The 23603-nt window shown below is 63.0% G+C and carries 22 protein-coding genes; 10 read left to right on the forward strand and 12 right to left on the reverse strand.

The features are described 5' to 3' along the window. Nucleotides 1-34 precede the first annotated feature (34 nt). Both K3F44_RS18455 and rimK read left to right on the forward strand, forming a co-directional pair. Entirely contained in the window at nucleotides 35-484 is a 450-nt protein-coding gene (locus tag K3F44_RS18455; RefSeq protein WP_224785582.1) for an ATP-dependent zinc protease, read from the forward strand. Next, entirely contained in the window at nucleotides 481-1386 is a 906-nt protein-coding gene (gene rimK / locus K3F44_RS18460; protein ID WP_101322549.1) for a 30S ribosomal protein S6--L-glutamate ligase, read from the forward strand. The genes K3F44_RS18455 and rimK overlap by 4 nt, the downstream gene beginning before the upstream one ends. Nucleotides 1387-1417: 31 nt before the next feature. On the opposite strand, the gene K3F44_RS18465 is transcribed toward rimK, so the two are convergent. Continuing rightward, nucleotides 1418-2731: an ATP-binding protein gene (locus K3F44_RS18465; RefSeq protein ID WP_178080802.1), complete on the reverse strand. Its 1314-nt coding sequence runs from the start codon at nucleotides 2729-2731 to the stop codon at nucleotides 1418-1420. Between the two features lie 118 nt (nucleotides 2732-2849). Further along, complete coding sequence (gene ompR / locus K3F44_RS18470; protein ID WP_101322551.1) at nucleotides 2850-3590, reverse strand: two-component system response regulator OmpR; 741 nt, start codon at nucleotides 3588-3590, stop codon at nucleotides 2850-2852. 230 nt (nucleotides 3591-3820) lie between these two features. Between ompR and K3F44_RS18475 the strand changes: the two genes are divergently transcribed. The 4 genes from K3F44_RS18475 (at nucleotide 3821) to K3F44_RS18490 (ending at nucleotide 8884) form a co-directional block, all read left to right on the forward strand. Further along, nucleotides 3821-6145 (forward strand): Tex family protein, encoded by a 2325-nt coding sequence (locus K3F44_RS18475; RefSeq protein ID WP_220632756.1) that lies wholly within the window; start codon nucleotides 3821-3823, stop codon nucleotides 6143-6145. After that, entirely contained in the window at nucleotides 6142-6528 is a 387-nt protein-coding gene (locus K3F44_RS18480) for a PaaI family thioesterase (protein WP_101322553.1), read from the forward strand. The genes K3F44_RS18475 and K3F44_RS18480 overlap by 4 nt, the downstream gene beginning before the upstream one ends. Nucleotides 6529-6680: 152 nt before the next feature. After that, complete coding sequence (gene gshA, locus K3F44_RS18485; protein ID WP_409077653.1) at nucleotides 6681-8258, forward strand: glutamate--cysteine ligase; 1578 nt, start codon at nucleotides 6681-6683, stop codon at nucleotides 8256-8258. Further along, nucleotides 8258-8884, forward strand: coding sequence for a TetR/AcrR family transcriptional regulator (locus tag K3F44_RS18490; RefSeq protein ID WP_101322555.1), 627 nt, complete (start codon nucleotides 8258-8260; stop codon nucleotides 8882-8884). Before gshA ends, K3F44_RS18490 begins: the two co-directional genes overlap by 1 nt. A gap of 113 nt (nucleotides 8885-8997) precedes the next feature. Here K3F44_RS18490 and K3F44_RS18495 read toward each other — a convergent pair whose 3' ends face one another. The 8 genes from K3F44_RS18495 to K3F44_RS18530 all read right to left on the reverse strand — a co-directional run bounded on the left by K3F44_RS18495 (nucleotide 8998) and on the right by K3F44_RS18530 (nucleotide 16215). Further along, nucleotides 8998-9213 carry a molybdopterin-binding protein gene (locus K3F44_RS18495; RefSeq protein WP_101322556.1) on the reverse strand — a complete coding sequence of 72 codons (216 nt, stop codon included), beginning with the start codon at nucleotides 9211-9213 and terminating at the stop codon, nucleotides 8998-9000. A 31-nt stretch (nucleotides 9214-9244) separates the two neighbouring features. After that, entirely contained in the window at nucleotides 9245-10057 is an 813-nt protein-coding gene (gene ssuB, locus K3F44_RS18500) for an aliphatic sulfonates ABC transporter ATP-binding protein (protein WP_181108090.1), read from the reverse strand. After that, entirely contained in the window at nucleotides 10054-10851 is a 798-nt protein-coding gene (ssuC, locus tag K3F44_RS18505; protein WP_101322558.1) for an aliphatic sulfonate ABC transporter permease SsuC, read from the reverse strand. The genes ssuB and ssuC overlap by 4 nt, the downstream gene beginning before the upstream one ends. A 10-nt stretch (nucleotides 10852-10861) precedes the next feature. After that, nucleotides 10862-12010, reverse strand: a complete 1149-nt coding sequence (ssuD, locus tag K3F44_RS18510) for an FMNH2-dependent alkanesulfonate monooxygenase (protein ID WP_101322559.1) — start codon at nucleotides 12008-12010, stop codon at nucleotides 10862-10864. Nucleotides 12011-12070: 60 nt separating this feature from the next. Next, the gene (locus K3F44_RS18515) at nucleotides 12071-13036 is read right to left on the reverse strand and encodes a sulfonate ABC transporter substrate-binding protein (RefSeq protein ID WP_101322560.1); all 966 of its coding nucleotides are present in this window, start codon (nucleotides 13034-13036) and stop codon (nucleotides 12071-12073) included. 81 nt (nucleotides 13037-13117) lie between these two features. Further along, nucleotides 13118-13711, reverse strand: coding sequence for an NADPH-dependent FMN reductase (gene ssuE, locus K3F44_RS18520; RefSeq protein ID WP_101322561.1), 594 nt, complete (start codon nucleotides 13709-13711; stop codon nucleotides 13118-13120). Between the two features lie 360 nt (nucleotides 13712-14071). Further along, complete coding sequence (locus K3F44_RS18525) at nucleotides 14072-14710, reverse strand: peroxiredoxin (RefSeq protein WP_101322562.1); 639 nt, start codon at nucleotides 14708-14710, stop codon at nucleotides 14072-14074. Nucleotides 14711-14868: 158 nt separating this feature from the next. Then, complete coding sequence (locus tag K3F44_RS18530; protein WP_220632758.1) at nucleotides 14869-16215, reverse strand: OprD family porin; 1347 nt, start codon at nucleotides 16213-16215, stop codon at nucleotides 14869-14871. Between the two features lie 553 nt (nucleotides 16216-16768). Here K3F44_RS18530 and tauA point away from each other — a divergent pair. From tauA to tauD, 4 genes are read left to right on the forward strand one after another with little or no spacing between them, the layout of a single operon-like run. Further along, nucleotides 16769-17740 (forward strand): taurine ABC transporter substrate-binding protein, encoded by a 972-nt coding sequence (gene tauA / locus K3F44_RS18535; protein ID WP_150573321.1) that lies wholly within the window; start codon nucleotides 16769-16771, stop codon nucleotides 17738-17740. 13 nt (nucleotides 17741-17753) lie between these two features. Continuing rightward, on the forward strand, nucleotides 17754-18548 hold the full coding sequence (gene tauB, locus K3F44_RS18540; RefSeq protein WP_220632759.1) for a taurine ABC transporter ATP-binding subunit: 795 nt from the start codon (nucleotides 17754-17756) through the stop codon (nucleotides 18546-18548). Then, nucleotides 18545-19375, forward strand: coding sequence for a taurine ABC transporter permease TauC (tauC, locus tag K3F44_RS18545; protein ID WP_220632760.1), 831 nt, complete (start codon nucleotides 18545-18547; stop codon nucleotides 19373-19375). The genes tauB and tauC overlap by 4 nt, the downstream gene beginning before the upstream one ends. 47 nt (nucleotides 19376-19422) lie before the next feature. Continuing rightward, nucleotides 19423-20256, forward strand: coding sequence for a taurine dioxygenase (tauD, locus tag K3F44_RS18550; protein ID WP_220632761.1), 834 nt, complete (start codon nucleotides 19423-19425; stop codon nucleotides 20254-20256). A gap of 36 nt (nucleotides 20257-20292) precedes the next feature. Here the strand turns inward: tauD and betT are convergent, their stop codons facing one another. Together betT and epsC are read right to left on the reverse strand one after the other, a co-directional pair. Then, nucleotides 20293-22296: a choline transporter BetT gene (gene betT, locus K3F44_RS18555; protein WP_150570521.1), complete on the reverse strand. Its 2004-nt coding sequence runs from the start codon at nucleotides 22294-22296 to the stop codon at nucleotides 20293-20295. 207 nt (nucleotides 22297-22503) lie between these two features. Then, nucleotides 22504-23436 (reverse strand): serine O-acetyltransferase EpsC, encoded by a 933-nt coding sequence (gene epsC, locus K3F44_RS18560; RefSeq protein WP_101322569.1) that lies wholly within the window; start codon nucleotides 23434-23436, stop codon nucleotides 22504-22506. Between the last annotated feature and the right edge of the window lie 167 nt (nucleotides 23437-23603).

Raw genomic sequence — 23603 nt, forward strand, 5'->3', positions numbered from 1 at the left:
AGTGAAGACATTTGACCATCTGAGTGTGATCGGCCTGCGCGAGTGGGTGGCGCTGCCCGAGCTCGGGCTGGCCGGCCTGCGCGCCAAGATCGACACCGGCGCCAGCACCTCGAGCCTGCACGCCACCGATGTCGAGCCGTTTGAACGCGACGGTGAGCAGTGGGTCCGATTTACTGCACACCTCGGCTCCGTGGTGCAGCTGCGCCATCGCCGCTGTGAAGCCCCGCTGGTGACCATGAAAAGCATCAAGAGCTCCAACGGCCATGCCCAGGTCCGCTATGTGATCCGCACGCCGCTGGCGCTGGGAGACCGGGTCTGGGAGGTCGAATTCACCCTGGCCTGTCGCAAGGCCATGCGCTACCGCTTGCTGCTCGGTTCCAAGGCATTGATCCACGGCCAACTGGTGGTGGACCCAAGCTCGAAATACGTTCAGGAAAAACCGGCCTTTCCGGTCAACCCTCTCCCTGTCACAGGTGCTGCATGAAGATCGCTGTGCTGTCGCGGAACCCGCGTCTGTATTCCACCCGCCGCCTGGTTGAAGCCGGTACCCAGCGTGGCCACGAGATGGTTGTGATCGATACCCTGCGTGCCTACATGAACATCGCCAGCCACAAGCCGCAGATCCACTACCGTGGGCGGCCGCTGGAGGGCTTTGATGCCGTGATCCCGCGGATCGGCGCGTCCGTTACCTTCTATGGCTGCGCAGTGCTGCGCCAGTTCGAGATGATGGGCGTGAATCCGCTCAACGAATCGGTGGCAATCGCCCGCTCGCGGGACAAGCTGCGCTCGTTGCAACTGCTGTCGCGGCGCGGTATCGGCTTGCCGATTACCGGCTTTGCCCACTCGCCGGACGATATCCCCGACCTGATCCAGATGGTCAACGGCGCGCCCCTGGTAATCAAAGTACTGGAAGGCACCCAGGGCATTGGCGTGGTGCTGTGCGAGACCACCCAGGCCGCCGAATCGGTGATCGAGGCGTTCATGGGCCTGAAGCAGAACATCATGGTCCAGGAATACATCAAGGAAGCCGGCGGCGCCGATATCCGCTGCTTCGTGGTTGGCGACAAGGTAATTGCCTCGATGAAGCGTCAGGCCAAGCCGGGTGAATTCCGTTCCAACCTGCATCGTGGCGGTGTTGCCAGCCTGATCAAGATCACCCCTGAAGAGCGCATCACCGCCATTCGCGCGGCGAAGGTCATGGGTTTGAGCGTGGCTGGCGTCGACATCCTGCGCTCCAACCACGGCCCACTGGTGATGGAGGTCAACTCATCGCCAGGCCTGGAAGGCATCGAGGTCACCACCAGCAAGGACGTTGCCGGGATGATCATCGAGCACCTGGAGAAGAACGGCGGGCCGAATCAGACCCGCACCAAGGGTAAGGGCTGACATTGTCGGGGCCGCTGAGCGGCCCCGACAATCACACTGCGTTGCGCGGTAGCAGCAAGCCCAACGGCAAACGCACCCGCGCTTCAATGCCGCCGCCAGAGCGGTTACGCAACTCGACATTGCCGCCATGCTGCGCCGCAATCCGTTTGACGATGGCCAGGCCCAGCCCCGTACCCTTGCCACCGCGCGCACGGTCGCCCCGGATGAACGGGTTGAAGATGGTTTCCAGCTCCGACTCGTCGATCCCCGCGCCGCGGTCGAGCACGCTCAACACCACATACGGCGCGCTGTCGTCGCCCGATACATAAGCTGCTACTTCAACGCCCTGGCCCGCATGGTGCAAGGCATTGCCGATCAGGTTGCCGAGCATACGCTTGAGCGAAACACGGCGCAGCGGGAACGGCGGAATAGGCTCCAGGCACAAGCGCACGCGTTCTTCCGGCTGGTTGTACGGCGCAACCACCTCACGCACCAGGTCGGAGAAGTCGATTTCTTCCAACGGCTCGTCACGGCCATCACGGATAAACGCCAGAAACTGATCGAGAATCGCGTCCATGTCTTCGATGTCGCGGACCATGTCGTCGGTCAGGTCGTTGTCGTTGTCCATCAGTGACAGCGACAGGCGCAAGCGCGTCAGCGGCGTGCGCAGGTCATGCGAAACCCCCGCCAGCATCAGCTCACGCTCGCGCCCGGCCTGTTCGACGTCTTCAGCCATCTGGTTGAACGAGCGGTACACCTCGGCCATCTCGCTTGGCGTGTCGCTGACCGGCAAGCGCACACTGCGCCCCTGGCCAAGCTGACGGGCGGCAAACACCAGGCGCTTGAGCGGCTGGTTGAGCTGACGGACGAAGATCCACGCCGACGCTGTCGACAGCAAACCAATGGCCAGGAACCAGCCGAGTACGTTCCAGATTTTTTGCCCGCGCAACGGGTGCGGGTACAGCGGCACCTTCAGCCAGCCCGGGCCCAGGCTCGGCGCATTGACCCACAGCGCCGGCGGCGCATGCACGCGCAGGCGCACTTCGGTGTCCTCGCCCAGCTCGGCCTGCATCTGCCGCTGATAAATTTCGCTGTACGGCCAGTGCTGTTCGCCTTCCGGCACGCCGGCCCCGGTTACCCGGATCAGGCCGGCCGCTTCGGCGATCTTCTCGCGGTTTTCTTCATCGGCTGCCCAATAGGCGCGCAAGGTCAGGGCCACGCCATGGCTGTACTGACGGTCGACCAGCACGTCTTCGTTCATCAGCAGGTAGACCAGGGTCAGCGCCTTGGAGAACAGCACGACGATAAGCACCAGCCACAGGGTGCGGGCGAAGAAGCTTTGCGGGAACCAAACAGGGGTTTTCATCGAGGACATCTACTGCAGAACAGGCGCGAGCAGAGCCCGCCAGATTGCCGGCTGGCCACAGACGCAAACAGGGCGGCCCGTTCGGGTCGCCCTGCAGCGTAGTGGCAAGCCTGCAGACTCATTTGCCGGAGTTTCCGTCCGGCACGAACACGTAGCCCACGCCCCAGACCGTCTGGATATAGCGCGGCTTGGACGGGTCCGGTTCAATCATGCGGCGCAAGCGCGAGATCTGCACATCGATGGAGCGCTCTAGCGCATCCCACTCGCGGCCACGGGCGAGGTTCATCAGCTTGTCGCGGGTGAGCGGCTCGCGGGCGTGCATCACCAGCGCCTTGAGCACGGCGAATTCGCCGGTGGTGAGCATGTGCACTTCATTGCCACGCTTGAGCTCGCGGGTGGCCAGCGACAGCTCGTAGTCACCGAAGGTCACGGTCTCGTCTTCGCTGCCAGGCGCACCAGGCACCGGCGCCGACTGGCGGCGCAGCACGGCCTTGACCCGCGCCATCAGCTCGTCGGGGTTGAACGGCTTGGCCAGGTAATCGTCGGCGCCCAGTTCCAGGCCCTTGATTCGGCTCAACTCGTCGCCCTTGGCGGTAAGCATGATGATCGGGATCTGGTTGTTCGCTGCGCGCAGGCGGCGGCAGGCAGACAAGCCATCTTCGCCAGGCAGCATCAGGTCGAGCACAACCAGGTTGAACACCTCACGGGCCAGCAGCCGGTCCATCTGTTCGACATTGGGTACTGCCCGGGTGCGGTAGCCCTTGCTGGTGAAAAAACGCTCCAGCAGGCTGCTGAGCCCCGGATCGTCGTCGACGATGAGAATCTTGTCACCTTCAACTGTGTTAGGCGTGCTGGTCATCAATAACTCCTCTGAGATCGCTGCGCATTATGGCGTAGCCATTGCAGCGCGTGCCGTGTGCATTGTTAGCAGATTTTTCCCCGGGCGCCACTTCCACGCGGCCGCCGATGGCGCGGCGCTATCACCGCAAGCCCGGCGCGATGGGTATAATGCGCGCCTTTCACCCAGCGCCGCCGGGCACGAATGCCCACCTGCGGCCTCCAGTATTCACATATTGTCAGGTGGTTTTCATGGACAGCATCAACAGCCGTATTGCCGCAGAACTCGGCGTTCGCCCGCAACAGGTCGAGGCGGCCGTGGCCCTGTTGGACGAAGGCTCGACGGTGCCCTTCATCGCCCGTTACCGCAAGGAAGTCACCGGCAGCCTCGACGACACCCAGCTGCGCCACCTGGATGAGCGCCTGCGCTACCTGCGCGAGCTGGATGACCGTCGCGCGAGCATCCTTGCCAGCATCGACGAGCAAGGCAAGCTGACCCCGGAGCTGGCCCGCGAGATCAAGCTGGCCGACACCAAGACCCGCCTCGAAGACCTGTACCTGCCATACAAGCAAAAGCGCCGCACCAAGGGCCAGATCGCCCTCGAAGCCGGCCTCGGCGAGCTGGCCGATGGCCTGTTCAACGACCCGCAACTGACCCCGGAAAGCGAAGCCGCGCGCTTCGTCGATGCCGACAAGGGCGTAGCTGACGTCAAGGCCGCGCTGGAAGGCGCCAAGTACATCCTCATGGAGCGCTTCGCCGAAGACGCCGGCCTGCTGGAAAAACTGCGCAACTTCCTCAAGCAGGAAGCCGTACTCAGTGCCCGCCTGGTACCAGGCAAGGAAGAGGAAGGCGCCAAGTTCCGCGATTACTTCGCCCATGACGAGCTGCTGCGCAGCGCGCCGTCGCACCGTGCGCTGGCAATCTTCCGTGGCCGCAACGAAGGCGTACTCAGCGCCGCGCTGAAAGTCGGCGAAGAGCTGCCGGGCACCCTGCACCCGTGCGAGCTGATGATCGGCCAGCACTTCGGCGTGGAAAACCGCGCCCGCCCGGCCGACAAATGGCTCGGCGAAGTGGTGCGCTGGACCTGGAAGGTCAAGCTCTACACCCACCTTGAAACCGACCTGTTCGGCGAGCTGCGTGAAGCCGCCGAGAGCGAAGCGATCAACGTCTTCGCGCATAACCTGCACGACCTGCTGCTCGCCGCCCCGGCAGGCCCACGCGCTACCCTGGGCCTCGACCCGGGCCTGCGTACCGGCTGCAAGGTTGCCGTGGTGGATGCCACCGGCAAACTGCTCGACACCGCCACGGTCTACCCGCACGTGCCGCGCAACGACTGGGACCGCACCATCGCCGTGCTGGCCGCACTGTGCGCCAAGCATTCGGTGGAGCTGATCGCGATCGGCAACGGCACCGCCAGCCGCGAAACCGACAAGCTTGCCGCTGAACTGATCAAAAAATACCCAGCATTGAAGATGACCAAGGTGATGGTCTCCGAAGCCGGCGCTTCGGTGTACTCCGCCTCGGAGTTGGCAGCACGCGAGTTCCCGGACCTGGACGTATCGATCCGTGGCGCGGTGTCGATTGCCCGACGCCTGCAGGACCCGCTCGCCGAGCTGGTCAAGATCGACCCGAAATCGATCGGCGTCGGCCAGTACCAGCATGATGTCTCCCAGTTGAAGCTGGCCCGCGGCCTGGACGCGGTAGTGGAAGACTGCGTGAACGCCGTTGGCGTCGACGTCAACACCGCCTCGGTGGCGCTGCTGACGCGCATCTCTGGGCTGAACGCGACCCTGGCGCAGAATATCGTTGCCCACCGCGACGCCAATGGCCCCTTCGCCACCCGCGCTGCACTGAAAAAGGTCAGCCGCCTCGGCGAAAAAACCTTCGAACAGGCCGCCGGCTTCCTCCGTGTGATGAACGGCGACAACCCGCTGGACGGCTCCGCCGTGCACCCGGAAGCCTACCCGCTGGTGCAGCGGATTGCCGCCGGCACCGACCGCGACATCCGCTCGCTGATCGGCGACAGCGCCTTCCTCAAGCGCCTCGACCCGAAAAACTTCACCGACGAGACCTTCGGCCTGCCGACCGTCACCGACATCCTGCAAGAGCTGGACAAGCCCGGCCGTGACCCGCGCCCGGAGTTCAAGACCGCCTCGTTCCAGGACGGCGTCGAAGAGCTCAAGGACCTTGAGCCTGGGATGATCCTCGAGGGTGTGGTCACCAACGTCACCAACTTCGGTGCCTTCGTTGATATCGGCGTGCATCAGGATGGCCTGGTGCACATCTCGTCGCTGTCGGAGAAGTTCATCAAGGACCCGCGTGAAGCGGTCAAGGCCGGCGATGTGATCAAGGTCAAGGTGATGGAGGTGGATATCCCGCGCAAACGTATCGCCCTGTCGATGCGCATGGGCGACACCCCGGGCGAGAAGGTCGAAGGCAACCGCGGTGGTGGCCGGGCCAATGGCGGCAACCGCCCGCAGCAGCCAGCGCGCCCGCGTGAAACTGCCACGGCCGCGCCAGCCAACAACGCCATGGCCTCGTTGTTCGCCAACGCCAAGCAGTTGAAGAAGAAATGACCAACCTGCCCAGCGAATACGTCGAAAGCGCCTTCAGCCAGTTGCTTGGCTGCCGCCTGCAGCGCCTTGAAGAGGGTGTTGCGACGGTGGCCCTGACACTGACGCCACAGCTGCGTAATCGCGGCCAGAAGCTGCACGGCGGGGCGATCTTCAGCCTGGTCGACATCGCCATGGGCCTGGCCTGCTCGGCCAGCCATGGCTTTGACCAGCAAAGCGTGACCATCGAATGCAAGATCAACTACATGCGCGCCGTCAGCGACGGCGAGGTGCTATGCACCGCGCGCGTGCTGCACGCGGGCCGGCGCACACTGGTGGTCGACGCCGACGTAGTCCAAGACGACAAGCTGGTTGCGAAAGCTCAGGGAACCTTCGCGGTTCTCTAGCTCACAAAGCGCTATCTGCGGTATTTTCGGCAGTGTGATGGCACTGCCGAAACCGCGTAACCAGGCGACAACGCCAGTTCCTTTGTCCCTACCCTTGTAGACCGTTATTTCTACCCCCATATTGGGGCGACTGACGCGTGAAGGAATACATCTTGAGCGAACTCCTCAACAGCCGCCTGAGCCTGCTCAGTGCCAATCTCCCCTTGCTCAAGCAGTGCCTGCACGGTATTGAGCGCGAATGCCTGCGCGTGACCGATCAAGGTCGCCTGGCCCAGACCCCGCATCCCGAGGCCCTGGGATCGGCGCTGACCAACGAGCAGATCACCACCGATTATTCAGAATCGCTGCTGGAGTTCATTACTCCGGCCCTGGCCGACCCGGCAGCGGTGCTGGATAACCTCGAAGAGGTGCATCGCTTCGTCCAGTCCAAGCTGGGTAACGAATACCTGTGGAGCCCGTCGATGCCCTGTGCATTGCCGGCCGAAGAGGATATTCCGATCGGCTATTACGGCACCTCCAATATCGGCCAGCTCAAGTATGTCTACCGCAAGGGCCTGGCCCTGCGTTACGGCCGTACCATGCAGTGCATTGCCGGTATTCACTACAACTTCTCGCTGCCCGAGGCCCTGTGGCCTCTGCTGCGCGAAAAGGAAGGCGGCGCCGATAGCGACCGTGACTTCCAGTCGGCGGCGTACATCGCCCTGATTCGTAACTTCCGCCGCTACAGCTGGCTGCTGATGTACCTGTTCGGCGCTTCTCCGGCGCTGGATGCAGGCTTCATGCGTGGCCGTGCGCACCAGCTCGAACAGCTCGACCCCGACACCCTTTACCTGCCCTACGCGACCAGCCTGCGCATGAGCGACCTGGGTTACCAGAGCAACGCCCAGGCCGGCCTGACGCCGTGCTACAACGACCTCGCCAGCTACACCGACAGCCTGCGCAAGGCGGTCGGCACGCCGTACCCGCCATACGTCGAGATCGGTACGCACAAGGATGGCGAGTGGGTTCAGCTCAACACCAATATCCTGCAGATCGAAAACGAGTACTACTCGAACATCCGCCCCAAGCGCGTGACCTACACCGGCGAGCGGCCGATCCAGGCGCTGGCCTCGCGCGGCGTGCAGTACGTCGAAGTGCGCTGCCTGGACATCAACCCGTTCCTGCCGGTCGGTATCGACCTGCAGCAGTCGCGCTTCCTCGATGCATTCCTGCTGCTGTGCGCGCTGGACGACAGCCCGCAGCTGAGCAACGGCGAATGCGGCCAGTGCACCAGCAACTTCCTCAGCGTGGTCAAGCAAGGCCGCAAGCCGGGCCTGGAGCTGCAGCGCAATGGCCAACCGGTGACGCTCAAGGAGTGGGCCGGCGAGCTGATCCAGCGTATCGCGCCGCTGGCCGCGTTGCTCGATCAAGCCAACGGCGGCGACGCCCACGCCAAAGCGGTTGAAGCGCAGCAGGCCAAGGTCGATGATCCCGAACTGACACCGTCGGCGCAGGTGCTGGCGCGCATGACCGAGCACGATGAGAGCTTTGTCGAATTCTCCATGCGTCAGAGCCGTCTGCATGCCGAAACCTTCCGTGAGCAGCCGTTGAGCCCCGAGCGCCAGCAAGCTTTCGAGACGCTGGCACGTGACTCGCTGGCCGAGCAGGCGCGCCTGGAGCAGGACGAGGTGGGTGACTTCGACCTGTTCGTCGGTGCCTACCAGGCCAGCATCCTGGCCATCAGCAACTGATGACCCGCACGCCTACACCACGCAAGCCGCGCGCCAGCAGCCAGGCCAGGATCGTCACGATCCTGGCGGCAGCCCGCGAGTTGCTTGCGGCGCACGGTGTGGCCGGGCTGTCGATCTACAGCGTGGCTGAACACGCGCAGATCCCGCCGTCGTCGGTGTACCACTTCTTTGCCAGCGTGCCGGCCCTGCTCGAAGCGCTGACGGCAGATGTGCACCGGGCCTTTCGTGAGGCACTGCGCGCGCCGATCGACAGCAGCGCGCTGACCACCTGGCATGACCTGTCGCGGCTGATCGAGCAACGTATGTTGGAGATCTATCAGGAGGATGCCGCAGCGCGGCAGTTGATTCTGGCCCAGCATGGCTTGAGCGAAGTGACCCAGGCGGATCGCAAGCATGATCTGGAGTTGGGCGAGCTGATGCACAAGCTGTTCGATCAGCATTTCCAGCTACCGGCAATGCCCCACGACGTCGATGTGTTTGCCCTGGCGATGGAACTGAGCGACCGGGTCTATGCCCGTTCGGTGCAGTTGCACGAGCAGATCACCCCGCGCATGGCCGAGGAAGGCAAGCGGGTGTGTGAGGCGTATCTGGGGTTGTATTTGCCGCTGTTCCTGCCTAAACGATGATAGTTTTGGGCGCTTTGCGATCCTTCGCGGGCAAGCCCGCTCCCACAACGATCCCTGTGGGAGCGGGCTTGCCCGCGAAGGGCCGCAAAACGGCCCCGACACACCAAACGCCATCACAGCTTGGCGATAGAGACTTCGGTCGATTTGACGAAGGCAATCACTTCACTGCCCACCTGCAATTCCAACTCTTTTACCGAACGCGTGGTGATCACCGAGGTGACCACACCGGAGGCGGTCTGCACGTCGATTTCCGACAATACCGGGCCTTCGAGGATTTCTTTCACAGTGCCTTTGAACTGGTTGCGGACGTTGATCGCTTTGATAGTCATGGTGTGATTCCTTTGTGCTGGTTTCAGGGGTTCAGTGAGCCCAACGCAACTGCGTGGGCAAAGGTGCTACAGGGTCCGGCTCGGGCGCAGCGCCCGGTACAGACAAAACTCGGTTGAGAACTTCGCTTTCCAGTGCGGCCAGACGGTGCGAGCCGCGCACCCGGGGCCGCGCCAGCTCGACGTTGAGGTCGAGGCCGACCGCACCGTCTTCGATCAGGATCACCCGGTCGGCCACGGCAACCGCCTCGCTGACGTCATGGGTGACCAGCAACACGGTGAAGCCATGCTGGCGCCACAGGCGTTCGATCAGTTGCTGCATCTCGATCCGGGTCAGCGCATCCAGCGCGCCAAGTGGCTCGTCGAGCAGCAGCAGGCGTGGCTGGTGAATCAGTGCGCGGGCCAGGGCCACACGCTGCTTCTGCCCGCCAGATAACGCCGCTGGCCACTCATTGGCGCGGTCGGCCAGGCCGACGGCTTCCAGTGCGTCCAGCGCCTTTTGCCGCCAGTCGCCCTTGAGGCCGAGGCCGACGTTGTCGATGACCTTTTTCCACGGCAGCAGGCGCGCGTCCTGGAACATCAAGCGGGTTTCTTCGCGGGCCTCGGCCAGCGGCGCAGCGCCGGCCAGCAACTGGCCGCCGGTGGGCTGGTCGAGGCCCGCCAGCAAGCGCAGCAAGGTGCTCTTGCCGCAGCCACTGCGGCCAACGATGGCGACGAACTGCCCGGCCGGGATGTGCAGATCAATGCCGCGCAGCACTTCGCGCTGGCCAAAGCTCTTGCGCACACCCTGGGTGGCCAGCGGGATGCCACGCAGCAAGCGCGGCGGTTGTTCCTTGAGCACGGTCATGCGCCCTCCTTCTTGGCCACTTGATAGGCCGGGTGCCAGCGCAGCCAGGCGCGTTCCAGGCCGCGGGCGGCGAGGTCAGCAAGCTTGCCGAGCACGGCGTAGAGCACGATTGCCAGCACCACCACGTCGGTCTGCAGAAACTCCCGAGCGTTCATCGCCAGGTAACCGATACCGGCGTTGGCCGAGATGGTTTCGGCGACGATCAAGGTCAGCCACATGAAGCCCAGAGCAAAGCGCACACCGACCAGAATCGATGGCAGCGCACCCGGCAGGATCACCTGGCGGAACAGGCTGAAGCCGGACAGGCCGTAGCTGCGGGCCATTTCCACCAGGGCCGGGTCAACGTTGCGGATACCGTGGTAGGTGTTCAGGTAGATCGGGAACAGCGTGCCCAGCGCGACCAGAAAGATCTTCGCCGACTCATCGATACCGAACCACAGGATCACCAGTGGGATCAGCGCCAGGTGCGGCACGTTACGAATCATCTGCACCGAGCTGTCGAGCAGGCGTTCACCCCAGTTCGACAGGCCGGTGATAAAACCCAGCACCAGGCCGATGCTGCCGCCGATGGCAAAACCCAGCCCCGCACGCCAGCCGCTGATGGCCAGGTGAGTCCAGATCTCGCCGCTGCGTACCAGCTCGACACCAGCGCTGACCACTGCGCTGGGGGCGGGCAGGATGCGCGTCGACAGCCAGCCAGCGCTGACCGCCAGTTGCCAGATCGCCAGCAGCAGTACCGGCAGTGCCCAGGGGGCCAGGCGCTGAGCCAGGGTGGATGAGGTTGCACGACTCATGGTCCGGTCCTCAGCTCTGCGACACGGACTTGGGCAGGATGTCGTTGGCGACCATCTCGCCAAACGGGCTGACGTAGCCACCCGCTTTCGGTTGCTCCGGGCGCTGTACATCCAGGTGCGGGAACAGCAGCTCGGCCACGCGGTATGACTCTTCCAGGTGCGGGTAGCCAGAGAAGATGAAGGTGTCGATGCCCAGCGCTGCGTATTCCTTGACCCGCGCTGCCACGGTCGGGCCATCGCCGACCAGCGCGGTGCCAGCACCGCCGCGCACCAGGCCAACCCCGGCCCACAGGTTTGGGCTGACTTCAAGGTTGTCGCGGCTGCCGCCGTGCAGAGCGGCCATGCGTTGCTGGCCAACCGAGTCGAAGCGCGCCAACGAGGCCTGGGCACGGGCAATGGTGGCGTCGTCCAGGTGCGAGATCAGCTTGTCGGCGGCGGCCCAGGCTTCTTCGTTGGTTTCCCGCACGATCACATGCAGGCGGATGCCAAAGCGTACTTCGCGGCCTTGCGCGGCGGCCTTCTCGCGCACCTGGGCGATCTTCTCGGCCACTGCTGCAGGCGGTTCGCCCCAGGTCAGGTACAGCTCGACCTGCTCGGCAGCCAGGTCCTGCGCGGCCTCCGAAGAGCCGCCGAAGTACAGCGGCGGACGTGGTTGCTGGATCGGTGGGTAGAGCAGCTTGGCGCCCTTGACCTGAATGTGTTTGCCTTCGTAGTCGACGTTTTCGCCTTCGAGCACTTTGCGCCAGATACGGGTGAACTCGACCGAGGCTTCGTAACGCTCCTGGTGGTTGAGGTGCAAGCCATCGCCGGCCAGCTCATCCGGATCACCACCAGTGACCAGGTTGAACAGCGCCCGGCCATTGGACAGCCGATCCAGCGTGGCTGCCTGACGCGCCGCCACGGTCGGCGAAATGATGCCGGGACGCAGCGCGACCAGAAACTTCAGGTTCTGCGTGACCGGGATCAGCGACGCGGCCACCAGCCAGGAGTCTTCGCAGGAGCGTCCGGTCGGGATCAGCACGCCGCCGAAACCAAGGCGGTCCGCCGCCTGGGCAATCTGTTGCAGGTAACCGTGGTCGACCGCACGGGCGCCATCGGAAGTACCCAGGTACTTGCCGTCACCGTGGGTTGGAAGGAACCAGAAAATATTAAGGCTCACTGGAGTTGTCTCCTCAAAGGTGGCTCAAGCCGGAGCGGCGCCCCGGCGCAGGCAGATCAATCAAGGCGCAGTTGCGACCTTGGCCGGGGGTGTCCAGATCACGTCCTTGATGCTCAGCGGCTTGGGGATCAGCTTGAGCGCCTGGAAGGTGTCGGCAATTTTCTGTTGTGCCGCGACCACTTCGGGGGTCAGCGGCGCTGCGCCGTAGCCCTGACGTTTGACCGAGGTCAGGGTGATGTCGGCCGGCAGGCCCAGCAGCGGTGCGACCTGATCGGTGACCTCCTGCGGATTGGCCTGGGACCACTGGCCAACCGCGCGGACTTCTTCGATCAAGGTGTTGATCACCGCGGGGTGCTGGGTCGCATAGTCGCGAGTCGCCAGGTAGAACTGGTGGTTGTCGACCAGGCCCTGGCCGTCACGCAGGGTACGCGCCTGCAGCTGCTTTTCGGCGGCGGCCTGGTACGGGTCCCAGATCACCCAGGCGTCGACGCTGCCACGCTCGAACGCGGCGCGGGCATCTGAGGGCGGCAGGTAAACCGGTTGGATATCGCTGTACTTGAGGCCGGCATCTTCCAGCGCACGCACCAGCAGGTAGTGCACGTTGGAGCCTTTGTTGAGGGCGACTTTCTTGCCCTTGAGGTCTTTTACCGACTGCACCGTGGAGCCCTTCGGCACCAGGATCGCTTCGCTGTGCGGCGCTGGCGGCTCGTAGGCGACGTAGAGCAGGTCGGCGCCGGCGGCCTGGGCAAACACCGGCGGCGTTTCGCCAGTGACGCCGAAGTCGATCGAGCCGACGTTGAGCCCTTCAAGCAGCTGCGGGCCGCCGGGGAATTCGGTCCACTGCACCTGAATGCCTTGCTCGGCCAGGCGCTTTTCCAACGTGCCCTTGGCCTTGAGCAGCACCAGCGTGCCGTATTTCTGATAACCGATGCGCAGGCTCTCGGCCTGGGCTTGAGTAATGGCGCCGAAGGATACAGCCGCCGCAAACAGGGCGACCAGACCGCGACGCAAGAAGACTGTGCGCATGGCGCTCTCCAAGACGTATAGGGTTCGGGTTGCACCTGCTTGCCTCGTTGACGGGCGAGTAAGGTGGAAAAACGTGTGGCTTCAGATGCTCCAGCGAGCACTGATCAAGCGTTCATTGAGCACGCCTGGGGCGACCGGTTGTGGCCGGCGAACCAAGGCGCTGTGAAACGTGTCGAGCGAGTCCAGCAGGCGCGCTTCGAGGCTGGCCGCGAGCTGCGCCGGGGCGCTGCCTTCGCCATAGGCGATCTGGCTGTCGTCGGCGAAGATCCCTTGCAGGGTCTCTTGCGCCTTGAGTGCCGACAGCACGGGCTTGAGGGCGTAGTCCACCGCCAGCATGTGGGCGATGCTGCCGCCGGTTGCGATTGGCAGCACCACCTTGTGTTCCAGAGCGCGCTCGGGCAGCAGATCGAGCAGGGTTTTCAGGGCGCCGGCAAACGACGCCTTGTACACCGGGGTGGCGACGATAAGGCCATCGGCCTGCGCTACCAACTGCTGAAAGTGCTGCACCTGCGGGCTGTCGAAGCGCGCATGGAGGAGGTCTTCGGCGGCAAACTCGCGGACCTGAAAGGTCACGACCTCGACCCCACGCTCTTGCAGCCACTGGCGTGAACGCTCCAGCAACACGCCGGAGCGGGAACGGGTACTTGGGCTACCACCTACCGAGACAACCAACATGAGCAACGCTTCCTTCGATTCGTGGCGGGGCCTGTTCAGTAGTGCTCCCGCTTGATGTAAGTGACCTTAACAGCAGTCTATATATATCTATAAATCATATTTTTTCATTTGTTTATTCTTTTAATGCATATAAAGCCAAGCCTCGCACAATCCTCTGTAGGAGCGGCCTTGTGTCGCGAAAGGGTCGCGTAGCGGCCCCAAGATTTATGCAGCAGCACAGATGGCTGGGGCCGCTACGCAGCCCTTTCGCGACACAAGGCCGCTCCTACAGGGGCCGGGAGGGGGCGAATAAAAAAGGGCCGCGTGAGCGGCCCGAATATCCCTGCTTGGCTAAGAGCATGTGCAACGAGGATTCTGTATTCAGCGGTTGGGCTGCGGTGTCAGGCGCAGGTAGGGCTTCACGGCGCGATAGCCTTTGGGGAAGCGTTCCTTGATCTCGGCTTCATCCTTGAGCGAGGGCACGATCACTACTTCGTCGCCGTCCTGCCAGTTGCCTGGCGTGGCGACCTTGTAGTTGTCGGTCAGCTGCAGCGAGTCGATCACCCGCAGGATTTCGTTGAAGTTGCGCCCGGTGCTGGCCGGATAGGTAATGGTCAGACGCACCTTCTTGTTCGGGTCGATGACGAACAGCGAGCGCACGGTGAGGGTGTCGTTGGCGTTGGGGTGGATCAGGTCGTACAGGTCGGAGACCTTGCGATCAGCATCGGCAATGATCGGGAAGTTGACCACGGTGTTCTGGGTTTCATTGATGTCATCGATCCACTTGTGGTGCGAATCGACCGGGTCGACCGACAGCGCGATGGCCTTGACCCCGCGCTTGGCGAAGTCGTCCTTGAGCTTGGCGGTCAGGCCCAGCTCGGTGGTGCACACCGGGGTGAAGTCGGCAGGGTGCGAGAACAGCACGCCCCAGCTATTGCCCAACCACTCGTGGAAACGAATCTTGCCTTCGCTGGAATCCTGTTCGAAATCGGGGGCGATGTCGCCGAGTTTGAGGCTCATGGTGCGGCTCCTGTGTCTGCGTTATGGGTCCAATGTGCCTGCAATCGAAAGAGATTAAAAAGAATAAATATCGATTTATTTATAACCATAATGCATTACGAATTGCAGGCATAAAAAAGCCTCGCACTAGGCGAGGCTTTTTGGCGTGCAGCTACGACTTACTTGAAAGCGTAAGTGTAGTTGACGATGAAGCGGGTCTGGTCCTGGTCAGCCAGCGAGCTGGTGCCAGTGCCGCGGTACATACCATGGCGCAGGGTAGCGCCCAGGCCTTTCAGGGTGCCTTGCTGGATCACGTAGTCGATCCGGGCGTCGCGTTCCCATTCAGAGAAGGTGCCGTTGCCGTTGGCGTTGCGGCCATCTTCACCGCGCAGGTACGAAACAGCCGCTTTCAGACCCGGCACGCCAACGCGCGCGAAGTCATAGGAGTACTGACCGAAGGTGGTGTTTTCACCGGCCTTGGCGAACTGGTTGATCATGCTGTCGGTGAACAGGTAGAAGCTCGCGCCGCCTGCGCCTTCCGGACGGCCATTGCCATCACGTACCGAACCTTGGTTCAACCAGACGAAACCGCCGTCATCGCTGACGCGTTGATGACCGAGCAAGAAGGCATGACCACCCAGGGTGTAGGTGAACATGGCAGACCAGGTCTTGTTGTCGACCTCGCCCAGGTTCTTGGCGTAGCCACCGTTGTTGTTGAAGTTGTAACCACCGCCGTTGCCGTTTTTGCCGTCGCTGCTGCTGTCGAAGTAGCGCAGGTCGGTTTTGAACGACTGGTCGTCAGCGATCTTGAAGACGTGAGTCGCGCCCAGGAAGTGCTGCTTGTAGAAGTCTTCCAGGTTCGAGTAGTAGTACTGCAGGGTCAGGTCTGGGGTGAGCTTGTAGTCCAGACCACCGTAGCGGAACTTGTTGCTGTCAGCGGTAGCACCGTTGACCGACAGACCAGTCCGGTTGCTGGACGCACGGCCCATGGCGTGAGTCATCTGACCGGCGTTGATGGTCAGGTTGTCGATTTCCTTGGAGGAAATGGTGGCACCTTCGAAGGTCTGCGGCAGCAGACGGCCATCGTTGGCAACCAGGATCGGCAAGGCTGGCGACAGCGCGCTACCGAAGTGAGCTTCGGTCTTGGAGAAACGAGCCTTGGCGTTGGCGCCAAAGCGTGCCCATTGCTTCTCGGACGAACCGTCGGAGTCGCTTGGGAAGAAGCTGCTGCCATCAGGGTGGTAGCCCTTGCCGCCGTCAAGGTGGATGCCCCACAGCGCCTGAGCATCTACACCAAAACCAACGGTGCCTTCGGTGAAGCCGGAAATGAAGTCAAGCTTGAAGCCCTGACCCGACTCGCGGTTGTCAGGACGTGGCTTGTTGCCGCCGGCTTCACGGTTATCGTTGTTGAAGTACATGGTACGCGAGCTTACGGACAGCTTGCTGTCCTCGACGAAGCCAGCAGCACCTGCTTGTTGGGCGAGAACCCCCAGTGCCACGGCCAGAGCCAGGCTTGACTTGTACATGTTTTGCTCCTCTACGTTCTAATTTTTGTATATCAGTGGCGGCGAGGTCTATTGCCTCACTCACCATGGACTGGCGATTTAGTCGCAGAGCGTGACCGTCCAGTCAATCATTTCCGAACGTTTCACGACTAAGGTCTAAGCCACCACCCTGGGCTACAGGATAATGACAATCCTATAAATCCAAAATGACTGTTTTATGAATTGCTAAGACTATTGCGGCATATCATAGGAACCTTTACTACCATTTGCGGTATCGGCAGGGCCCCTTAAGAGCTTTAGGTTATTTGCAAACGTTTGCTCATAACCTTATTTCCTTTTGCTCTAGGCCGGAGGAGCGTAGCAGTGAACGGTCATTACGCCAGCCCGCTCCTACGCCGACCGCGCAACGTGCAGGCAACGCGGTCCCTGTAGGAGCGGCCTTGTGTCGCGAAAGGGGCGCGCAGCGCCCCCAAAAGGCACCTAAGCTAATACCAAAAAGTTATTTATTTGAAGATTCTTAGATCATTTAGTCTCTCGCCATCAACTACCCAGATTGCTGACGAGAGGCAAACCCATGATCCCGCACGCTCCGCTGCGCCTGTTCGCCGCCCTGACCCTCGCCAGCAGCAGCTGGTTAGCCCAGGCCGCTGACCTTACCGTGGCCTACCAGACCACCGTCGACCCAGCCAAGGTTGCCCAAGTCGATGGCGCCTACGAAAAAGCCAGCAAGGCCGATATCGACTGGCGCAAATTCGATAACGGCGCCGACGTGATCACGGCCGTGGCCTCGGGCGATGTACAGATCGGCTACCTCGGCTCCAGCCCGCTGGCCGCAGCCGCGACCCGCAAGCTGCCGGTCGAAACCTTTTTGATCGCCACCCAGATCGGCGCCGGTGAAGCGCTGGTTGCCCGCGACAGCATCAAGACCCCGCAGGACCTGATCGGCAAAAAGGTCGCCGTACCGTTCGTTTCGACCGGCCACTACAGCCTGCTCGCTGCGCTCAAAGCGTGGAACATCGATGCGTCCAAGGTGCAGATCCTCAACCTCGCCCCGCCGGCCATCATCGCCGCCTGGAAGCGTGGCGATATCGACGCGACCTATGTCTGGGACCCAGCGCTGGGCGTCGCCAAGGAGAACGGCAAGGTGCTGATCACCTCCGGTGAGCTGGCACAAAAAGGCGCGCCGACCTTCGACGCCTGGATCGTGCGCAAAGACTTTGCCGCCAAACACCCGGACGTGGTCAAGGCCTTCGCCAAGGTCACCCTGGATGCCTACGCCGACTACCGCAAGGACCCGGCAGCCTGGCTGGCCAACCCGGACAACGTCGCCAAACTGGCCAAGCTCTCGGGCGCCAAGAGCAGCGATATCCCGGTGCTGCTGCAAGGCAACGTCTACCCGCTGGCCGCCGACCAGGCCAGCGCCCTCGGCGCGCCGACCACCCAGGCCCTGAGCAACACCGCAGCCTTCCTCAAGGAGCAAGGCAAGGTCGACGCCGTGCTGCCTGACTACGCCCCATACGTCACCGCCAAATACCTGCCCAACTGATCCGGAGCCCGTCATGGCCTTGCTCGAGCTGGAGCGCATCAGCGCACAGTACCCCGGTGCCGACACCCCGGTGCTGGCCGATATCAACCTGAGCCTGGGCCCGCGCCAGCTGCTGGTGGCCCTTGGGCCATCGGGCAGCGGCAAGACCTCGCTGCTCAACCTGATCGCCGGCTTCGTGCCTCCCAGTGCTGGCCGTATCAGCCTCGACGGCGTGCCGGTGCAAGGCCCGAGTGCCGAGCGCGGCGTGGTGTTTCAGGACGACGCCCTGCTGCCCTGGCAAAACGTGCTCGGCAACGTCGCCTTCGGCCTGGAGCTGGCCGGCGTAAGCCGCGTCGAGCGCGAAGCCAAGGCGCGCGAAATGCTCGCACTGGTCGACCTCGCAGGTTTCGCCGAGCGGCGCATCTGGCAGCTTTCGGGCGGCCAGAAGCAGCGCGTCGGCCTGGCCCGCGCCCTGGCCGCCAACCCGCGTGTGCTGTTGATGGACGAGCCGTTCGGCGCCCTCGATGCGTTTACCCGCGAGCAGATGCAGGAGTTGTTGCTGCAGGTGTGGCAACGCACAGCCAAACCAGTATTCCTGATTACCCATGACATCGAAGAAGCGGTGTTTCTCGCCAGCGAACTGGTGCTGCTTGCGCCCAACCCAGGGCGTGTCGTCGAACGGCTGCAACTGGACTTCGGCCAACGCTACGCCGCCGGCGAATCGGCGCGGGCGATCAAGTCCGACCCGCGCTTTATCGAAACCCGCGAACACGTGCTGGCGAGAGTCTTCTCGCAACGCGAAGACGCCCGCCGGGAGCACTCAGCATGAGCACTGTCGAACTGCCGCTGGCCGCCAAACCGGCCAACCTCAAACCGCTGCCGCGCAAACCACTGTCGACCCGCTGGATCAGCGCCCTGACCCTGGCCAGCCTGTTACTGCTGTGGTGGGCGGTGACCGCCGCCGAGCTGGTCGAACCGCTGTTTCTGCCACCACCGGCAGACATCCTCGGCAAAGCCTGGGTGCTGCTGACCCAGGGCTACATGGACGCCAGCCTGTGGCAGCACCTGGGCGCAAGCCTTGGGCGGAGTGGCCTGGCGCTCGGCGCAGCCATCCTCACGGCGATCCCGATCGGCATTGCCATCGGCTCCAACCGCATTGCCCGGGGCATTTTCGACCCACTGATCGAGTTCTACCGGCCAATTCCGCCGCTGGCCTACCTGCCGCTGATCGTGATCTGGTGCGGCATCGGTGAGCTGTCCAAGGTGCTGCTGATCTACCTGGCGATCTTCGCCCCGATTGCCATCGCCACCGCCACCGGCGTGCGCACCGTCGACCCGGCCAAACTGCGCGCCGCGCAGTCGCTGGGCGCCACCAAGGCCCAGCTGATTCGCCATGTGATATTGCCCAGCGCCCTGCCCGACATCCTCACCGGCGTGCGTATCGGCCTGGGCGTCGGCTGGTCGACCCTGGTTGCAGCGGAATTGATCGCCGCCACCAGCGGCCTCGGCTTCATGGTCCAGTCAGCGGCGCAGTTTCTGGTCACTGACGTGGTGGTGCTGGGGATCCTGCTGATTGCCCTGATCGCCTTCGCCCTGGAAATGGGCCTGCGCGCCCTGCAACGCAAGCTGGTGCCTTGGCACGGCCAGACCCACTAAGCACGACTGATCACGCCGGCACTCCGGCGCCCGACAAAGAGACTGCCATGAGCCTGACCATTACTCCGTTAAGCCCGGCCCTCGGCGCGCAGATCACTGGCGTCGACATCAGCCGTGAAATCACAGCCGAACAACGCGACGCCATCGAGCAGGCGCTGCTCAAGCATCAAGTGCTGTTCTTCCGCGAGCAGCCGCTCAACCCGCAGCAGCAAGCCCGCTTCGCCGCACGTTTTGGTGATCTGCATATCCACCCGATCTACCCCAATGTGCCGCAAACGCCACAAGTGCTGATCCTCGATACCGCCGTCACCGACGTGCGCGACAATGCCGTGTGGCACACCGACGTGACCTTTCTGCCGACCCCGGCGCTGGGCGCGGTACTGAGTGCCAAGCAGCTGCCGGCCTACGGCGGCGATACCTTGTGGGCCAGTGGCGTAGCGGCATTCGAAGGCTTGTCGGCGCCCCTGCGAACGATGCTCGACGGCCTCACCGCCACCCATGACTTCACCAAGTCATTCCCGCTGGAGCGCTTCGGCACCACCGCCGACGACCTCGCCCGCTGGGAAGCGACCCGGCGCAACAACCCGCCGCTGACGCACCCGGTGGTGCGTACGCATCCGGTCAGCGGGCGCAAGGCGTTGTTCGTCAATGAAGGGTTTACCACGCGCATCAACGAGCTCAACGAGCAGGAAAGCGAGGCCCTGCTCAAGCTGCTGTTTGCCCATGCGACGCGGCCGGAGTACAGCATCCGCTGGCGCTGGCAGGAAAACGACGTGGCCTTTTGGGACAACCGCGTCACCCAGCATTACGCCGTCGATGACTACCGCCCGCAGCGGCGGGTCATGCACCGCGCCACCATCCTTGGCGACGCGCCGTTCTAGCGCAGGCAAGGGGCTGCCCGGCAGCCCCTCACGCAACTACCTGACCATGTGCAGGAACTGCATGTGCCGTTCGTACTGGTCGAGGATGTCGTTGATGATCTGCTCCTTGCTGTAGCCGACCAGATCGTAATCCTGGCTGCCTTCTGACAGATGCACCTCGGCGCGGTAATAGCGACGGTTTTTCAGCTCTTGCGCGCCCAACCCACCCAAGGCGAATGACGGCGTGAAATAACCGCGCATCTGCACCTGGTAGATGAACGGCTGCTCTTCACCATGGCCGACTTTCAGGCTGACGTTGTCGTGGCTCGGGTCGTCCTGGGTGATCAGCACCAGGCCTTTCTGCTCGAACACCTCGCGCACGTCATTGATCGCCGGGCGCACCACGTCATCCATGAAGCGGTACACCTCATCGCGCGATGGGAAGTGCACAGCCTGGCTCAAGCGCTGACGCCAGCCGCCGCGACCACGGCGGCTCTGGGCGACCGGTGCCAGCGAGTGCAACTGGGCAATCCGCCGCTGCGACTCTAGGTAGAACGCCTTGTGCAGGCCCCACATCATGCACAGCAGGATCAGCGAGAACGGCAATGAGGTCAGCACCACCGCAGACTTCAGCGAATCGATGCTGCCAGCGAACAGCAAGGCACTGGTGATCAACGCAGTCATCGCTCCCCAGAAGATCCGCAGCCAGTTCGGGCCGTCTTCGTCAGGGCTGCCGCCCTTCGCCGACAAGGTCGACAGCACCACGGTGCCGGAGTCGGCCGAGGTGACGAAGAAGACGAAGCTGATGAACACCGTCACAGCGATTACCGCCTTGCTCCACGGATAGGTTTCGAGCAGCAGGTACAGGCTCATCGACGGGTTTTCCAGCGCCGACTGGCCGAGCGCGACCAGGCCGTGGTTGAGCACCTGGTCCATCGCGCTGTTGGCGAAGATCGACATCCACGCGAGGGTGAAACCAAGCGGGATCAACAGCACGCCGAAGACGAATTCACGAATGGTCCGGCCACGGGAAATCCGCGCGATGAACAGGCCCACGAACGGCGCCCAGGCAATCCACCAGGCCCAGTAGAACACTGTCCAGCCACCCAGCCAGTCGCGGTTCTCGCCGTAGGCATAGACGTCGAAGCTCTTGCCTGGCAAGGCGCCAAGGTAGTCACCGAGGTTCTGGATCAGGGTATTGAACAAGTGCTGGGTCGGCCCGGCAAACAGCACGAACAGCAGCAGCGCACAGGCTAGGAACAGGTTGATGTCGGACATCACCCGCACGCCCTTCTCGACCCCGGCCACGGCAACCGCGACTGCGGCGCCCATCATCAGCGTGATCAGCGCGACCTGCACCCACTGGCTGTGCGGGATGCCGAACAGGTAATCCAGACCGGAGTTGAGGTGCAGCACACCAAAGCCCATGTCGGCGCCCAGGCCGAACACAGTGGCAATGATGCCGAAGCCATCCACCGCGTAACCGATCGGGCCGTTGATACGCTTGCCGATCAGCGGGTACAGCGCCGAACGCAGCGCCAGCGGCAGGTTGTGCCGGTAAGCAAAGTAGGCCAGCGCCATGCCGACAAAGGCAAACACGCCCCAGCCATGCAGGCCCCAGTGCAGAAACAGCAGCTTCATCGCCTCGCGCCCGGCCTCGGCGGTGCCGCCCTCGCCCTGGGGCGGTTGCAGCATGTGCGTCAGCGGCTCGGAAACGCAGAAGAAGAACAGCGTGATGCTGATACCGGCGGCGAACAGCATGCCGGCCCAGGACAGGTAACTGAACTCGGGTTCGTCATGATCGGCACCGAGTTTGATCTTGCCGTAGCCCGACAAGGCGGTGACCACCACGAACACCAGGTACAGGGTCATGGCCAGCATGTAGTACCAGCCCACCGTGTTGGCAGCCCAGTTTTGCGCGGCCAGCAACCAGGCACCGGAGGCCTCGGGGTTGACGATCACCACCAGCCCGAAGAGCAGGATAAAACTGGCGGCGAAGTAGAACACCGGGGCGTTCATGCGCATCTTGCTGTCAGCAAGTTCAGGGGTGGGAGTACTCATGCAACCTGCACCCCGCTGTGGGAATCAGGCATAGGATTTAACGGGTTCAGCAAAGGCATATCCTCCTGTTGAACACCGGCAGCGACCAGCGTTTTTATGTTGAACAAGCGTTCAAGTTAAACATGGATCGGCCTTCGATGCGACCTGCCCCGCTGAGCGGGGCAGGTATATAGAGGAGCTGACAACGGCTTTTGCTCGGCGCTTTTGCTATTTTTTTGCCTGGCAGTCGAGCTGCAGATTGGCCTGGGTGATGTTGCTGTCGGCCGGCACGCTGCGGGTCAGCCAGACGTTGCCGCCGATGGTCGAGCCCTTGCCGATGGTGATCCGGCCGAGGATGGTTGCGCCGGCATAGATCACCACATCGTCTTCGACGATCGGGTGGCGCGGCTGGCCCTTGTGCAGGCTGCCGGTTTCGTCGGCGGTGAAGCGTTTGGCGCCCAGAGTCACGGCCTGATAGATGCGCACGCGCTCGCCGATGATCGCGGTTTCGCCGATCACCACGCCAGTACCGTGGTCGATGAAGAAGCTCGGGCCAATCCGTGCGCCGGGGTGGATATCGATACCGGTGGCCGAATGCGCCAGCTCCGAGCTGATCCGCGCCAGCAATGGCAGGCCGGCCAGGTACAGATGGTGAGCCAGGCGGTGGTGGATGATCGCCAGGATTCCTGGGTAGCACAGCAGCACTTCATCCACGCTGCGCGCGGCCGGGTCGCCGTGGTAGGCGGCGAGCACGTCGGTGTCGAGCAGCACGCGCATCTCTGGCAGGGCCGCAGCGAAGCCCTGGATCAGGCGCAAGGCCTCGCTGTCGGCGTTGGCCTGGTCAGTCTGGCTCTGCCGTGCGGCGTAGCGCAGCTCCAGCCGTGCTTGCGCGAGCAGTGCAGTGAGGGCGGTGTCGAGGGTGTGACCGACGTAGAAATCCTCGCTCTCTTCACGTAGGTCGACCGGGCCCAGGCGCATCGGGAACAAGGCCCCGCACAGTTGCTCGAGAATGCGCTGCATTGCTTCACGCGACGGCAGCTCGCGGCCTCCCTTCTCGCCGCTGCTGCGGCCATTTTGCGTGCGCCATTGCTCACGGGCGCCGCGCAGGCCGGTCACGATCGACTGCAACTGCCATTTGCCGGGGGATGATTGTTCGCTCACGATGTGCTCCTGACTGTCGTATAGATCCACTCTACGACAAATCCAGCCCTTGGAAAAAACAACGCTTTATTCCATCCTGCGCTAAGTCGGGCATAAGCCACGCTGACGGGCTACCCTCAACGCAGCCGGCCAACGGCTCAATGCACAAAAATGGAATAACAAAATAC

It is taken from the genome of Pseudomonas sp. S07E 245 (assembly GCF_019599025.1).
Taxonomy (GTDB): Bacteria; Pseudomonadota; Gammaproteobacteria; order Pseudomonadales; family Pseudomonadaceae; genus Aquipseudomonas; species Aquipseudomonas shirazensis.

Excerpts from the sequence above, each read along its gene's own strand:
- K3F44_RS18490 (WP_101322555.1), top strand. The coding sequence starts at position 8,258 with ATGACCCGCACGCCTACACCACGCAAGCCGCGCGCCAGCAGCCAGGCC.
- K3F44_RS18480 (WP_101322553.1), top strand. The coding sequence starts at position 6,142 with ATGACCAACCTGCCCAGCGAATACGTCGAAAGCGCCTTCAGCCAGTTG.
- betT (WP_150570521.1), bottom strand. The coding sequence starts at position 22,296 with ATGAGTACTCCCACCCCTGAACTTGCTGACAGCAAGATGCGCATGAAC.
- K3F44_RS18525 (WP_101322562.1), bottom strand. The coding sequence starts at position 14,710 with ATGAGCCTCAAACTCGGCGACATCGCCCCCGATTTCGAACAGGATTCC.
- K3F44_RS18495 (WP_101322556.1), bottom strand. The coding sequence starts at position 9,213 with ATGACTATCAAAGCGATCAACGTCCGCAACCAGTTCAAAGGCACTGTG.
- tauD (WP_220632761.1), top strand. The coding sequence starts at position 19,423 with ATGAGCCTGACCATTACTCCGTTAAGCCCGGCCCTCGGCGCGCAGATC.
- ssuB (WP_181108090.1), bottom strand. The coding sequence starts at position 10,057 with ATGACCGTGCTCAAGGAACAACCGCCGCGCTTGCTGCGTGGCATCCCG.
- K3F44_RS18530 (WP_220632758.1), bottom strand. The coding sequence starts at position 16,215 with ATGTACAAGTCAAGCCTGGCTCTGGCCGTGGCACTGGGGGTTCTCGCC.
- tauC (WP_220632760.1), top strand. The coding sequence starts at position 18,545 with ATGAGCACTGTCGAACTGCCGCTGGCCGCCAAACCGGCCAACCTCAAA.
- rimK (WP_101322549.1), top strand. The coding sequence starts at position 481 with ATGAAGATCGCTGTGCTGTCGCGGAACCCGCGTCTGTATTCCACCCGC.
- tauA (WP_150573321.1), top strand. The coding sequence starts at position 16,769 with ATGATCCCGCACGCTCCGCTGCGCCTGTTCGCCGCCCTGACCCTCGCC.
- K3F44_RS18465 (WP_178080802.1), bottom strand. The coding sequence starts at position 2,731 with ATGAAAACCCCTGTTTGGTTCCCGCAAAGCTTCTTCGCCCGCACCCTG.
- K3F44_RS18515 (WP_101322560.1), bottom strand. The coding sequence starts at position 13,036 with ATGCGCACAGTCTTCTTGCGTCGCGGTCTGGTCGCCCTGTTTGCGGCG.
- ompR (WP_101322551.1), bottom strand. The coding sequence starts at position 3,590 with ATGACCAGCACGCCTAACACAGTTGAAGGTGACAAGATTCTCATCGTC.
- tauB (WP_220632759.1), top strand. The coding sequence starts at position 17,754 with ATGGCCTTGCTCGAGCTGGAGCGCATCAGCGCACAGTACCCCGGTGCC.
- K3F44_RS18475 (WP_220632756.1), top strand. The coding sequence starts at position 3,821 with ATGGACAGCATCAACAGCCGTATTGCCGCAGAACTCGGCGTTCGCCCG.
- ssuC (WP_101322558.1), bottom strand. The coding sequence starts at position 10,851 with ATGAGTCGTGCAACCTCATCCACCCTGGCTCAGCGCCTGGCCCCCTGG.
- ssuE (WP_101322561.1), bottom strand. The coding sequence starts at position 13,711 with ATGTTGGTTGTCTCGGTAGGTGGTAGCCCAAGTACCCGTTCCCGCTCC.